The organism is Niastella soli, assembly GCF_017742245.1.
GTDB lineage: Bacteria > Bacteroidota > Bacteroidia > Chitinophagales > Chitinophagaceae > Niastella > Niastella soli.
This window is the reverse complement of record NZ_JAGHKO010000004.1, coordinates 16,150-30,280: the sequence shown is the minus strand read 5'-3', so window position 1 is coordinate 30,280 and position 14,131 is coordinate 16,150. Positions and strand designations below refer to the sequence as shown.

Annotated in this window: 12 protein-coding genes; 2 read left to right on the top strand and 10 right to left on the bottom strand. The window is 41.7% G+C overall.

The annotated features are described in order from the left end of the window. Positions 1-98 precede the first annotated feature (98 nt). Positions 99-2,489 (bottom strand): phosphoenolpyruvate synthase, encoded by a 2,391-nt coding sequence (gene ppsA / locus J7I42_RS14925; RefSeq protein ID WP_209139626.1) that lies wholly within the window; start codon positions 2,487-2,489, stop codon positions 99-101. A gap of 31 nt (positions 2,490-2,520) precedes the next feature. Beyond that, positions 2,521-3,342, bottom strand: a complete 822-nt coding sequence (locus tag J7I42_RS14920; protein WP_209139625.1) for a universal stress protein — start codon at positions 3,340-3,342, stop codon at positions 2,521-2,523. 479 nt (positions 3,343-3,821) lie between these two features. On the opposite strand from J7I42_RS14920, the gene J7I42_RS14915 reads away from it, so the two are divergent. Beyond that, a complete protein-coding gene (locus J7I42_RS14915; protein WP_209139624.1) occupies positions 3,822-4,193 on the top strand; it encodes a GerW family sporulation protein in 372 nt (123 codons plus the stop codon). 168 nt (positions 4,194-4,361) lie between these two features. After that, positions 4,362-4,739 carry a hypothetical protein gene (locus tag J7I42_RS14910; RefSeq protein ID WP_209139623.1) on the top strand — a complete coding sequence of 126 codons (378 nt, stop codon included), beginning with the start codon at positions 4,362-4,364 and terminating at the stop codon, positions 4,737-4,739. 593 nt (positions 4,740-5,332) lie between these two features. On the opposite strand, the gene J7I42_RS14905 is transcribed toward J7I42_RS14910, so the two are convergent. From J7I42_RS14905 to J7I42_RS14870, 8 genes are all read right to left on the bottom strand, one after another. Further along, complete coding sequence (locus J7I42_RS14905) at positions 5,333-5,938, bottom strand: hypothetical protein (RefSeq protein ID WP_209139622.1); 606 nt, start codon at positions 5,936-5,938, stop codon at positions 5,333-5,335. Beyond that, entirely contained in the window at positions 5,928-6,404 is a 477-nt protein-coding gene (locus tag J7I42_RS14900) for an RNA polymerase sigma factor (protein WP_209139621.1), read from the bottom strand. Before J7I42_RS14900 ends, J7I42_RS14905 begins: the two co-directional genes overlap by 11 nt. 137 nt (positions 6,405-6,541) lie before the next feature. After that, entirely contained in the window at positions 6,542-7,390 is an 849-nt protein-coding gene (locus J7I42_RS14895; protein ID WP_209139620.1) for an alpha/beta fold hydrolase, read from the bottom strand. Between the two features lie 531 nt (positions 7,391-7,921). Further along, the gene (locus J7I42_RS14890; protein WP_209139619.1) at positions 7,922-8,692 is read right to left on the bottom strand and encodes a carboxylesterase family protein; all 771 of its coding nucleotides are present in this window, start codon (positions 8,690-8,692) and stop codon (positions 7,922-7,924) included. A gap of 32 nt (positions 8,693-8,724) precedes the next feature. Further along, positions 8,725-8,961 (bottom strand): hypothetical protein, encoded by a 237-nt coding sequence (locus J7I42_RS14885; RefSeq protein WP_209139618.1) that lies wholly within the window; start codon positions 8,959-8,961, stop codon positions 8,725-8,727. Between the two features lie 245 nt (positions 8,962-9,206). Next, on the bottom strand, positions 9,207-9,452 hold the full coding sequence (locus J7I42_RS14880) for a hypothetical protein (RefSeq protein WP_209139617.1): 246 nt from the start codon (positions 9,450-9,452) through the stop codon (positions 9,207-9,209). A 107-nt stretch (positions 9,453-9,559) separates the two neighbouring features. Further along, complete coding sequence (locus J7I42_RS14875; protein WP_236065523.1) at positions 9,560-10,903, bottom strand: TolC family protein; 1,344 nt, start codon at positions 10,901-10,903, stop codon at positions 9,560-9,562. 64 nt (positions 10,904-10,967) lie between these two features. Then, positions 10,968-14,114: an efflux RND transporter permease subunit gene (locus J7I42_RS14870; protein ID WP_209139615.1), complete on the bottom strand. Its 3,147-nt coding sequence runs from the start codon at positions 14,112-14,114 to the stop codon at positions 10,968-10,970. Positions 14,115-14,131 lie beyond the last annotated feature (17 nt).

Sequence of the window (14,131 nt, the reverse complement as noted above, 5' to 3'; positions counted from 1 at the left end):
GGTTGGCGGGACCTTTTTATTGGCAATAACCGGATAGTTACAAAAAACCGTCCCGATTAATCGGGACGGCTGTATAACACCTAAAAAAAGACAACATTTTATGTAACTATTAGTTTTTCTTTCCCTTCCGCCTTTTTAATATTTTCAATGCCCTTTAGCAATGCATCGGCATTAAATGAAATACTGTCGATTCCCTGCTGAACCAGGAATTGTGCAAATTCCGGAAAATCGCTTGGCGCCTGACCGCATAGGCCAATCTTTTTTCCAGCGGCTTTCGCTTTTTGTATCACCATAGTCATCATTTGTTTTGCCGCATCATTCTGTTCACTGAACAAGCCGCTCACGATAGCTGAATCCCGGTCTATTCCCAATGTAAGCTGGGTGAGGTCATTAGAGCCAATGGAAAATCCGTCGAAGATTGCTGCAAATTGTTCCGCCAACAACACATTACTAGGAATTTCCGCCATAACATAGATTTCTAGTGAAGGGTCCATGTCCCGGTTCAACCCGTTTGCTTTCATTACCTCGATCACTTTTTTTCCTTCCTCTACCGTTCTACAGAATGGGATCATCACTTTTACATTGGTAAGTCCCATTATAGTACGAACGGTTTTTATGGCTTCGCATTCCAGCCGGAAACCTTCCCGGTAACGATCATTGTAATACCTCGATGCACCCCTGAAACCAAGCATGGGATTTTCTTCTTTCGGCTCAAACTTTGCACCGCCAACCAGGTTGGCATATTCATTGGTCTTGAAATCACTCAAGCGTACAATCACATCTTTGGGATAAAAGGCGGCGGCAATAGTGGCGATACCCTGGGCCAGTTTATCAACGAAATACTGTTCCTTGTCAGGGTAATGGTGCGTAAGTAGCTCGATGCGGTCCTTTGTAGCCTGGTCCTGTAAGTCATTGAATTTTACAAGAGCCATGGGATGTACCTGCACAAAATGCGTTATAATAAACTCAATGCGCATCAGCCCCACGCCGCTGTTTGGATAAAACGACAGGGAGAATGCCTTCTCAGGATCGCCTACAATAAGCATAGGCTGTGTATTTTCTGGCAATTTCAGATTGCTGAAATCATGTTCTATTTCCTTATACTTCAATTCGCCCTGATAAATAAAACCGGTTTTTCCTTCACAGCAGGAGACGGTGATTTTTTCACCATCACGGATCATTTGCGTTGCATTACCGGTACCAACTACTGCCGGAACCCCCAGTTCCCGGGCAACAATAGAAGCATGGCTGGTACGGCCACCTTTATCTGTAATGATAGCAGCCGCTTTCTTAAGTATGGGATCCCAGTCAGGGCTGGTTATTTCTGTAACTACAATTTCACCTTTTTGTAATTTATCAGCTTCAGCAGGTGAGCGTAAAACCCTTGCAACACCTGTAGTTATTTTTGACCCTATAGCTTCGCCTTGCGCCAGCAAAACGCTTTTGTTTTCCAACTGATATTCATTTACCAACGCAGGATTTTTCTGCGCATGGATGGTTTCAGGCCGTGCCTGAACTATAAAAAGTTCATTGGTAATACCATCTTTGGCCCATTCAATATCCATTGGCCGCCTGTAATGATCTTCGATTAGTTGGGCCCATTGCGCTATTCGGGTAACTTCTTCGTCTTTCAATACAAATTCTTCTCTTTTGTTGGCCGGTGTTTCAATATTTATGGTGGCTGAATACTCGCTTGTTGAATAGATCATGGTCTTTGCTTTCTCACCCAGTGTTTTTTGAACAATGGCGCGCTTTCCCCGCTGCAACATTGGTTTAAACACCAAAAATTCATCAGGTGTTACCGTTCCCTGCACAATGTTTTCCCCCAGACCCCATACTCCGCTTATATGAATAATATCCCTGAATCCCGATTCAGGCTCCAACGTAAAACAAACACCTGAACATGCTTTATCAGAACGTACCATCTTTTGAACGCCAACAGACAATGCAATTCTATCATGACTGAAATGATTATCCTCCCTATATTTTATAGCCCGGTCGGTATATAGTGAAGCAAAACATTTATGAACGGCCAGCATCAATTTATCTTCTCCCAGGATATTAAGATATGATTCATGTTGACCAGCAAAGCTGGCCTCCGGAAGGTCTTCCGCCGTGGCGCTTGACCGGACGGCTACTTCAATATCGGTATTGCCACATAGGTTCTTATACTCCTGTTTAATTGCATTGGTTAATTCATCCGGCAGGGAAGCATTCAAAATAAGGCATCTGGCCTGTTTGCCAATATAGTCGAGGTTTGAATATTCTTCTCTGTCTAAAAGCGCCAATAACTCATTTAATTTATCCCGAAGCTGGTTTCCGTCTATAAAAAGCCAGAAAGCGTCTGCCGTGGTTGCAAAACCTGGCGGTATGGCCACTTTTTTATCGGCCAGTTGGTTAAACAACTCACCCAGGGAGGCATTCTTTCCACCAACCCGGGCCACATCATTAATGCTGATGTCGTTAAACTTCATAATCAATGATTCCATAAAAAATAATTTATAATCAGGCAATGCCTAATTAATGATGAGCAATAAATACCGGTAGGTTTATTGTTTCTACAATCAATTCAGCCGTGCTTTGTTTGAAGAAATCAGAAATCATACTGCGACCAAAGGCTCCCATTACTACAAACACATTTTGTTTTCCATGCAGGTAACTATACAGCTCATTGCCGATATTCCCGCTAAGACGGTGATAACCTATGGCGGAATAATGCATCTGAAGCAATTCTCCTACCCTTTCGCTTTCAACAATTGGTTGATTATCTTTTTCATTTACCTGCAGAATGGTGATATTTTTATCAGTTAGTTCAGGAAAGAGATAGGTAAATTGTTTAATGGCAAAAACTGCCGACTGGCTGCCATCATACGCAAATACGATCTCATCGATGGTATTGAAACTAAATGGCGCAATCACAACGGGACATTCACTCTTTGTCAACACTTCCTTTATAAAAACGGTTGGCGTTCTTTCTTTTTTTGATCTTAACGACATTTCAGGGTCAACAATAAGCAGGTCGGCAAAGCGGCTTTCTTTAATTATTCCGCTAATGGGTAAGCCCTGGTCGAAATGAATGGCACAGTTTGTCTGTTTTTTTCTGCATACATCTGTAAAAAGATGTATGTTCTTATCATATTGATTTACTATTTCTTTTGTTCCAGGCAACACTTCAATGCCACTCTCACTTACCGATTCTGTAACCGGCGCCTTTGCCGTTTCCCCGTCTTCAAGAAAAATCCCAATCAATTTTGAATTGGTCAATTTTGCCATATAGCAGGCAAAATCCAATACGTTCAAATTTATCATGTTGACATCAATCGCAATCAGGATCTTTTCCATAAAAGAATTTTTAATTTATATGAATCTACTAAGGAAGTGAAGGAAAAGCTATGACTGTAGTTGGAATGAACACTGATAATAATCATGGGCATTAAGAAAAAACAGGCAACCACACCATGTGTTTAGTCGGTTTTGCCATGTTGATTGAAATTATAATCTATAAACCATATCTAAAAAGCAAATACTTCTTCCAGCATAAGATCGTTCCCAACGCTGGTAACACCAGGTGCGGCCCTGGCAGCATTCTCAGCATCGTCATATTAGGCCATTGGGCGGCATAGTTAGCCGGTTACAGGAGCATTATTATATAGCTTTTTGATAGTTGTCATGTAGTTGCAGACAGGTTTACCTTGTATGTAATTTTACTTGGCATTGGCCATTCGGTAACGCCCTATATGAATGATACACATCAGTACCAGTTGTGATATCCCTCATTTTTATTGCAAACCAAATACCATTTCTTTGAAGAAATTTTGTATATGGGTACCGACAATTTCATTGAAAAACTGGCCTCACAATTTGGCCAAAGTGCAACTGTGAAAAATGTGTACGGTGAACCAGTGCACTCAGGCAATAAAACCATAATACCAGTTGCCCAAATAGCTTATGGCTGTGGCGGGGGCTATGAACAGGGTAAAAAGAAATTAAATCAGTTGAAAGAACCTATAAATACAACAGATGATACTATGGAAGAAGGTGCAGGTGGTGGTGGAGGAATGTACGCCAAAGCAAAGGGAGTTTATGAAATAACCCCTACCTGTACGCGGTTTATCCCTGCTTCGGGTCACAAAATCCTGGTTACCGGGCTGTTGATCGGTTTTGTTTTACGTGGATTGTTTTCACGTAAGTGAAATAGCAACAATTTATTAGACAAGGTAAAGTGAATTGAATACTCTGGATAAAACATTTCCTAATAGCACGGGCATTTGCCGGAACTTGGTATGCAACATGGGAATGGGTTTTAGATAAACTTGACAAGTTCTTTATTAATAAATGAAAAGATATTTAATCAGGGTAAAATGATAAATTCTAAACACATCGCAGGGCTAATTGGTCCTGCTATTATTGTAATCACCATATCCGAAATACGCAATGCTCACATCTGGGCAGGCAATACTGCCGCCGGTGTTTATCTTAATGGTACTTTGTTATTTATAGCCGGACTTTCCATTATCCGCTCCCATAATCATTGGATGCCAGGTTGGCCGGTTATCATAACGCTCTCCGGTTGGTTTGTTATGTTATTAGGCCTGCTCAGGATGTTTGCACCTGAGCTGCAACTGGAGGTCGCAAAAAATACCACCGCTGTAATAGCAGGAGCAATGTTTGTTCTTACCATTGGCATTTTTCTAACCTTCAAAGCTTATTCAAAAAAAACACATTTTACAAAAGAATAGAATGAAGATATATTCTTCTTTTGCATCACGACCAAGATACTTTCAATAGCACGCTTGCCTGTCATGCTCCTGCAGGCGCTTACCATCAATTACAAAACAATTCCAATTGGGAATGAAACCATCCAGGCCTACGCCTAATCTCTTTTACTTCATCGCCAACTCATTGGTCCTTTTTTTTTATCGGGCCATACTTCGCCAAGCGTTTCACTTTCATACAACACACCTGCTTTCATCACAACTAACTGTGCTGCCCGGCTTGATCGGTAACTGTGCCATTCCAGCGAAAGTGCAGATCAAAAGAAATGTGGCCAGCCAGAGTGCCATTCCTGGATTTTTCATCAATTGTAAGATTGATTATATTTTTATAAATATCTCCATCGCACCTTGATCGAATTGCTGGCTTTAAGTTAAACTTGCAAAAGGCATTTAAATAAAGCTGCGAATGCTATAGGGCTGGTCACCCAATATATCCATTTGAAAATTTGAGTTTCTAATATATGCGTAAATTTTTGAATTTCCGATAATTCATTAATGAAGTGGTTCGATAATTGTCCAGCCGGCCAGACGAAAAGGATGGAAAATATCACCAATGCTTATAAAAGGTGGCTGTCATCAAGGATTTGTTTATTGATCCCATCGAATTTTGAAATCAGATCATCCAGCTTTGCCTGCTGTTTTTTGATGGTTTTAGGTCTTATGTAAAACCAGTTAAAAATGAACCAGGTTAATGTAACTGCATAGGTAATTATTCCTGCTGTCATTGTCATGCGCGAGGTGTATTCATACATATACAAACAAATACCGGTCATAAGCATAGCGAAATATAAATTCATCATGGTATGTTGTAAAAACCGTTGTTTACCTTTTATAATGATCAGTTTTTGCAGGTAGTGGGTATTGTCGCTTGTATTGTCGATTTTGTTGAACAGTGCAGCCATTTTATTATAAACAAACAGGTAAATAACCATGGCTAAAACAGTTATTACTATTCCCATTTTAGTGGTGATGAACTTTGGCTGATAATAATACCATACAAAACCAATAAACAAACTTGTTGCAATCAGTAGAATATTGGTCATTATAAGTCTTCTGATATTTGATTGTTTGAATTGGTGCAACCGGTTCACTAAATCCTTCATGTCGGGCTCGATTACAGGTTGCTGTTTCCACAAGTCCTTGAAATTTATATTACTGCTCATGAGCATGGGCTTTAAATTTTTGAGATAATTTTTCCTTGATCCTGTGAATCTTTACCCTGATGTTTGCTTCTGAAAGTCCTGTAATGCTGGCTATTTCGGACTGTTTAACATCTTCTAGCTCTAATGAAATAATGATACGGTCCGTTTCGGGTAGTTCGGCAATACATTGATACAGGAACCGGATCTGAGGTTCAATAGAGGATTGTTTTTCGTCTTTCAAATCATCGGGTAATGCTGCTTTGGGGGTACGTTTATCTTTCTCAATTTGCCTTAAACAATTGTTTGTCGCAATTCTGAATATCCAGGTTCCGACAGCTGATTCATGCTTGAATTTGGGAAGCTGTTGCCAAACAATGATAAAGGTTTCCTGTGCAATGTCTTTAGCCCAATCGAAATCGTTCACATATCCCAGACATAATCGAAAGATCTTTTGCCAGTATATTTTGTAGATTTCGTCAAATGTCATTTTTTGCTATGCTTGTTTTTAAGGGAAAAGGCTTGGTAAGGGCCATCAATACAACAATGAAAAGGGTGCTGGTTATAATGGCCTATCGGCAATAATAAGAACAATGGAGCAGGGAAGAAATTTGCTTTTCATATTTTTTATTTTATAAAACCGGTCAATTGATCTTGATACCATTCTTTATCATCGAACATGATGAAATGAAGGGCTTTTGAGGAGTACTGTAATTGGGCGTCTTTTAAATTTTTATATTGCTCTTCAATGGCTGATTTTAATCGGGTAAACGGGTTTTCAAGCAAGATCAATGCGGGGCATTGGATGGACCTGAGTTTTTCTCTCAAATCGGTGTTTAAAAAGTCGCAAAATAAGCCGGCAAATGTTTTTCTGTCTGATTGCATTGTCCAGCTAATCACCTTTTTTTGGCTTAATGTATCGGCTACAAGCCCGGCAATATTCGATTTTTGCATTTGTTCAAATTGATCATTGGTTATGGCGGTAAATTGATTGATCACGGGAGTGCAATCATTGTTTTCTTTTGGTTTGAATGTGGGGTTCCGGAGAGCGGACAGGCAAGGTAGCGCATCCACTACAATTATTTTTCCAATAAGCTGGGGATAATCGGCAGCAATAGCTAACGTTAATCCGCCGCCCACACTATGTCCTATTATTATGGGTTTTTGAATGTTGTTTTCCCTGATATACCTGGCAATCTGATTTTCCCAGTTGGTGAAGGTTGCTTCAGGTTGCGGTTGTGTGCCTGCAAAGCCGGCCATGGTTAACGTGTAGCAGGTGTAATTTTTTTCAAATTTTTCTACAGTCTGATTCCATACTTCACCTGAACAACCTAAGCCGGGTATAAAGAGGATAGCCTGTTTGCCCTGCCCGCTTTTCTTCACTTCAAAGGGCCTCGTGGGTGTTGTTTGACCGAATACATTCGTACAAAGAGCGGTAAATAATATAACAATAATAAGCCATGTATGCTTTTTCATTTTCTGTAGATTTGATTGTTAATTTGTTTGATTCTACCTTTTGATACACAGCCGGACAAAATGTTACAGGAGATTTTGAAAAAATTACGCTTTCCAGGTAAGGTAAAGAATCATTACATCTGGAAATCTGTTTCAAAGAACAGAAAGCAATGCATGAAGAAGCTTTTTATTAAAGTAAAACGGAGTTATCGGAAAGGGGGATTTGCAACGTATTATGGATGGTAAGTAATTTTAGCAAGAGCCTTGAAACGAAATCAGCGTATCATGGCTTTTTTGCTCAATAGTAAACATATGTTATTAAAATTAACTATTTCACATAAAGGGAATAGTCACATCGATGCCTAATTGAATTGTACTTTCAATTTTCGTACAATCTGCTTTTCCGATCGATCCAATCCAACCTGATAAGATAAAGGCCTTTGTCTTTTAATTTTAATTTCGCATCACCTGCAGCAGGTACTGCAATAGTCTCATCATGATTGTCTGGATAGAAAAATCCGCAATTTCATGTGTGGTGCTACCGGTTTGCCATCAAAAAAGACGCCTCCGCTGCTCAAAAAGCCACTCAAACAATCCCGGCTCATTATAAGCTTTGCTCCAGATGTTGTGTTTAAGCCCAGGGTATTCTGTGTAAATGGGCGTGCCGTTAAATTTTTTGAGTGCGGCAATCATTAACCGGGAATATTTGACTTCATTTACATCATCCTGGTCGCCGTGAAAGGCCCAAATAGGCGTTTGATAAATAAGCCTGGCCCTTGCTGTGTCTGCTACCGAACAAATGGGTATAGCGGCTGCGAACAAATGCGGGCGGCGTGTTAAAAGATCAAAGGTCCCTTCGCCACCCATGGAGTAGCCGGTGATGTATACCCGTTTTCTGTCAATAGGTAATTGTTTGATCAATGAATCCAGGGTAGCTAACGCGGCCTGTGCACTTCGTGTAGGTAGCTCGGTGGTTTGTATGTTTTCAGGGAAATGGGGAAATTTAACCCATACGTCGTTTTTAGGGCACTGTGGTATAAGAATAAAACAAGGATATTTTTCTCTGCCTGCAGTATCTGTCAATGCTTTCGGCACCCCTGTTAGTTGCGTTTCATTATCTGTGCCGCGCTGCCCCGCTCCATGTAAAAAAAGTACAAGCGGATATTGCTTGTGTTTGTTGTAGTGTAACGGATATAAAAGGCGGTAAGGTAGGCTATCTTTACCTGTTGTATACACCGCTTTTGTAAAAGACAGCACTGGTTGTGCTTTTATCCCCAGGCAAGCCGCCAGCAAAAAAACAAAAATGACAAGGTATGATTTCATATTAAAGGACTTCCGTATGCCGGTTTGGGAAGTTATGCTTTTTTAGTCAAGTCGCGTCTTAATTGTTTTTTTATCTTATTCAAAATTCCATATAACATAATAGGAGCAACCCATTTAGCAATAAATGAATCCTTGCGTTTTTGGCGGCCTACTTTAAACATCAATGTTAATATTGCGCTAACCAATAACCAAAGAAACATATTCGGTGATTGTTTAGATCCTTGCACTTCAATGTTCCTGGATGGTTGTATTTTATATGTAGTTTCCATACTCAGCTACTTTAAATTACTATTCAAAATACAGTAAAACATATGCCACCGTAAGCCCAACTTACTGTTTGAGTATGGACATAAAAAAAGGATCATAGTAAATGGTCCTCTTTTTATAAAGCTTATAAAGATGTGCCGATAGTAATTTTTTCAACCACTGAAGAACCTTGCTCTGTTCAAAAAGCATATAAGCTTTCGCAGGAAAAATGTCTAATCCAATTCTATTCTGGAAAGATAATGAGTAATCATACTTCACCATTATCAAGATGTGTTTTCTTATTTAGTTGGGGAAAATTATCCACGGGCCTCACAATAACTACTTCCTTTTCTTTTGTTGAAAGAGCCTCTGTCATCAGTCTTATCCGCTCTCTTATTTCCTCCAATTCGTGAAGTGGGGAGCTAAATTGCAGGGCCAATATAAATTTTCGCGTCTCATCAAGGACCATATTTTTCAATTCTACAGCAGACAGACCAGCATACCGGGAATCCATGTGACGATTTTTTTAAACTAACAGCAATACTTATTCCTGACATTTGCATTGAAGATCACTGCAAGTAATTTAGCGTTTTATTAAGATAGTAATAAATTAAACGCGGATCATTGCCATCCTCCGCCTAATGACCGGTAAAGTTGAACAACCGCCTGCAAACCCTGTAAATAGTCTGCAACCTGGTCCAGCCGGGCGCTTAAAAGGTTTTGTTGTGCGGTAAGTACTTCTGTATAATTTGCAAATCCATATTTTACCAGTTCCTGTGTGTAGGTGACCGATTTTTCAAGGTCCGTCAATTCGTTATTGCGGGTAGAGACCTTTGAAGTAGCCATCTGGTACGCATACATGGCGTCTGACACTTCCTGTCCGGCGATGAGTAATGTTTTCTCAAAACCTAACAATGCCTGGTCCTGTTGCTCATGGGCTGTTTCCCATCTTGCCCTATTTAAGCCCTGGTTAAACACAGGTTGGGTTAAACCTGTAGCCAGACTGCTTATCCACGACCCGGGTGAAAATAGATCATGAACAGTTAAATAACCACCGGATGCAGTTAATGACAGCGTTGGATAAAAGTAGGTGCGAGCCACATTGGTGAGTTCGAAATATTGTCTGAAAGTATGTTCTGCAGCTTGTACATCAGGTCTGTTTGCCAACAACTGTGCAGGTACACCGGTTTGTAATACAGCGGTAACCGGCTGATTGCTCCAAACACTTCGTTTTACGGGTCCCGGCGGGTCTCCAAGCAACAGGTTTAACTGGTTTTCTGTTTCCCTGATAGCTCGTTTAATATCTGGAATGGTGACTTCAGCTGCATATCGGCTGGCTTCGCTTTGCACTACCGCAGCACTGGTAACCACATCGGCTTTTTTTAATTCTTTCATTACCTCTACAGTTGCCTGCCGGCTGATAACAGTACGTTCGGTAATGGATAGCTGTTCATCCAATGCCAGCAAGTCATAATAATTGGAAGCGATATTGGCCACAAGGGCTGTCTGTACTGCATGTGCATTATCGTTTTCAGCGAGTGCCGCGGCCCGGCTCGCCCGGCGGCTACTTGTCAGCTTTCCCCAAATGTCAGCTTCCCAGGTCGTAGAAAAGGAACCCTGAAACTGGGGGCTGGCAGTCGTTTTTACAGCGTTATTGAGCGTGCTTGAATAACCAGAAGCCGTTACCCCTGCATTGGCATTCACACTGGGATAAATGAGCCGCCGGTTTTGCTGATAGGAAGCCTGCGCCTGCTGCACCCGCGAAAAAGCTATACGCAGGTCCGGACTGTTTGAAATGCCTTTCCCTATTAATTGTTGTAGCAATGTGTCGGTAAAAAGTTCATTCCAGTGCAGCGTAGCCAACGACGTTGTGTCTATGGTTTGGTGATCCCTGTACAAATAGTGAGTGTCCACCGCCGGAGACTTATAGGGCTTAGTTACTTTGCATGCTATTATGAACAGCATCGGCAATAAAAGCAGACTGCTTCCCGTCCTGTGTAATGGTTTATTGATGATCATAATAATTTCATTAGATAAGCGCATCTGCAGTAGTGTGTGCAGGTGCCGGCGCAACTGTTTTTCGGGTGAGCTTTTCCTGCAAAGCCTGAAATATGATAAATAAGGAAGGGGTAATAAAAAGTCCGAATAAAGTTCCGGTTAACATGCCGCCAACAGCGGCGATCCCAATAGAATGATTGCCATTGGCGCCCGCCCCGGTTGAAAATGCGAGCGGTAGCAATCCCAGAATGAAAGCAAATGAGGTCATTAAAATTGGGCGCAATCTTGCCTGTGCTCCATGGATAGCCGCCTCTCGTATACTCATCCCCTGCCCTCTTCTTTCTGCTGCATACTCAACAATCAGGATCGCATTCTTAGCTAGCAAACCTATCAGCATGATCAAGGTGATCTGTACATAAATATTATTGGCTACTCCAAACAACCAGGCAAAGGTGAAGGTGCCAGCCAGTCCTATGGGAATAGTTAGAAGAATGGCAAGTGGAAGAATATAACTTTCATACTGTGCACTGAGTAGCAGGTATACAAAGATCAAAGACAACAGAAAAATATAGATCGTCTGGCTGTTGCCTGCTAGCTCTTCCCTGCCAAGACCTGAAAATTCAAACCCATATCCCTGCGGTAACGTTGTTGCCGCTACTTGTTCAATAGCCTGAATGGCCTGCCCGGAACTGTAGCCTGCAGCAGGCGTACCATTGATGCTGATAGAGGTAAATAAATTGAAACGGGTAATGCTTTGCGGCCCATACGCAGGGGTTAGTGTAACAAACTCACTGATAGGGACCATTTGTGAATCGGGTGTTCGAACAAATACGCTTTGCAAACTTTCCGGTGTCAGCCGATACTCGGGTGAAGCCTGTACCATTACTCTGTACTGCTGACCGAACTCCGTAAAATTGGAAGCGTAAACACCGCCATAATATCCCTGCATGGCGCCGGTGATATCGGTCACATTCAGTCCGGCTTCTTTTACCTTGGCCACATTTATATTCATCAGGAATTGAGGAAAGTTGGGATTGAAAGAGGTCGTAGCAAACTGTATTTCGGGGCGCTGCGTTAAAGCGCTCAAAAAGTCTTTGCTGATCTTATAAAAAGTTGCAATGTCGCCACCGGTTTTATCCTGTAAATAAATTGAGAAGCCGTTACTGGCGCCAAAACCCTGTATGGTTGGTGGTGCGAAAAATTTTATTTCTGCCTCGGTAATATTGGCTGTTTTATCAAAAAGTTCCTTTATGATCGCCTGTACATTCCGCTTTCTTTCCGACCAGGGAGCCAACCGCATCACAACCATGCCATAATTACTACCGGCGCCGGATAATTGTCCTTTGCCGGTAACCACCAGGATATTCTGTATCTCGGGAATTGTTCTGGCGATATTTTGCACTTTCATCGCTGCAGAGTCTGTTCTTTGCAAGGATGCATCGGGTGGCAGGTTGATATTGCAATTTATTGTACCCAGGTCTTCATCTGGTACAAATCCGGTAGGCACTATACGAGACATAATGATAAGGACAATCGAAAAAGCTGCCAGCAGCACGAGTGGTATCCATTTTTTTCTGCTGAATATATTGATGGTGGTTGCATACCGTTGTGATAACGAGTCGAAAGAAGTGTTAAAAGCACTTGCAAAACGAGCAAAAAAGCTTTTCTTTTTTCCAGTAGCATTATGTTCTTTCAAAAAGATAGCGCAAAGTGCCGGACTGAGCGTTAAGGCATTGATAGCTGAAAGCACAATGGCAATAGCCAGGGTTAAACCAAATTGCTGGTAAAAAGTACCGGACGAACCGCCAATAAAACTTACCGGTACAAATACTGCTGCCATCACCAGGGTAATAGATACAATGGCTCCTGAGATCTCCTGCAAGGCATCCACACTTGCTTTTTTACCGGATGTATAACCGTTATCTAGCTTGGCATGTACGGCTTCCACTACTACAATAGCATCATCTACCACAATTCCTATTGCAAGGATCAATGCAAACAGCGTTAACAGGTTTATGGTAAATCCGAATATTTTCAGAAAGAAGAAAGTACCTATGATGGCAACGGGTACAGAGATCGCAGGAATAAGGGTTGAACGAATATCCTGCAGGAACACCAGGACTACCAGGAATACCAGGACAAAGGCTTCAAAAAGGGTATGTAATACCTTGTCTATGGACGCAGTGAGAAAACTATTCACGTTTTGCAGCACCACATAATGCAGGCCTTTGGGAAATGATTTACTGGCGTCGTCCAGCGCTTTGAGGGTTTTGGTTATTATCTGCCGGGCATTAGAACCTGCAACCTGTGCTACATCTATAGACACGGAGGTAAGTCCATTGGTATGCGTATTATTGAAATAGCTTAAGGCGCCCAATTCTATGCGGGCTATATCTTTCAACCTTAATAACCGGCTTCCGGCATTGGCTCTGATAATGATATTGCCAAACTCAGCAGGGTCAACCAGGGTGCCGGGATATTTAATTATGTATTGAAAATCCTGTCCGCCACGTTCTCCGAACTGACCAGGTGCTGCCTGTATATTTTGTTCCGCAAGTGCAGCCGATACATCGGCCGGTACCAATCCGTAACTGGCCATTACCTGCGGATTCAGCCAGATGCGCATCGCATACATCATCTGGCTGGGTGATGAAGCATCACCGATGCCCGGTATCCGCCTGATGACCGGCAATACATTTATCTCAACATAGCTTTGTACAAAACTGGCATCAAAAGAAGGATTATCGCTATACACAGATAGGATCAATAAGGTACTGGTTTGCTTTTTCTGCACGGTCACCCCACTACGAACAACTTCCTGCGGCAATAAAGAGGAAGCTCTTGATACCGCATTTTGAACATTGACCGCTGCCATATTGGGATCGCTACCCTGTTTAAAGCTCACAGTGATATTGGCAGAGCCATCATTTCCGGCAGAGGAACTGATGTAGTCCATATTTTCTACACCGTTGATCTGCTGTTCCAGTGGCACTATAACTGTTTTTAGCACAACATCAGCATTGGCGCCTGGATAAGAAGCCTGCACCTGTATGGTTGGTGGAGCTATATCCGGATATTGTGAAACTGGCAATGTTACCAAACCAATTATACCCAGGGTTACAATAATGATCGAGATCACAGTCGATAAAACCGGCCGCTCAATAAATCGCTGAAGCATAGGTGCTGTTTAAAAAC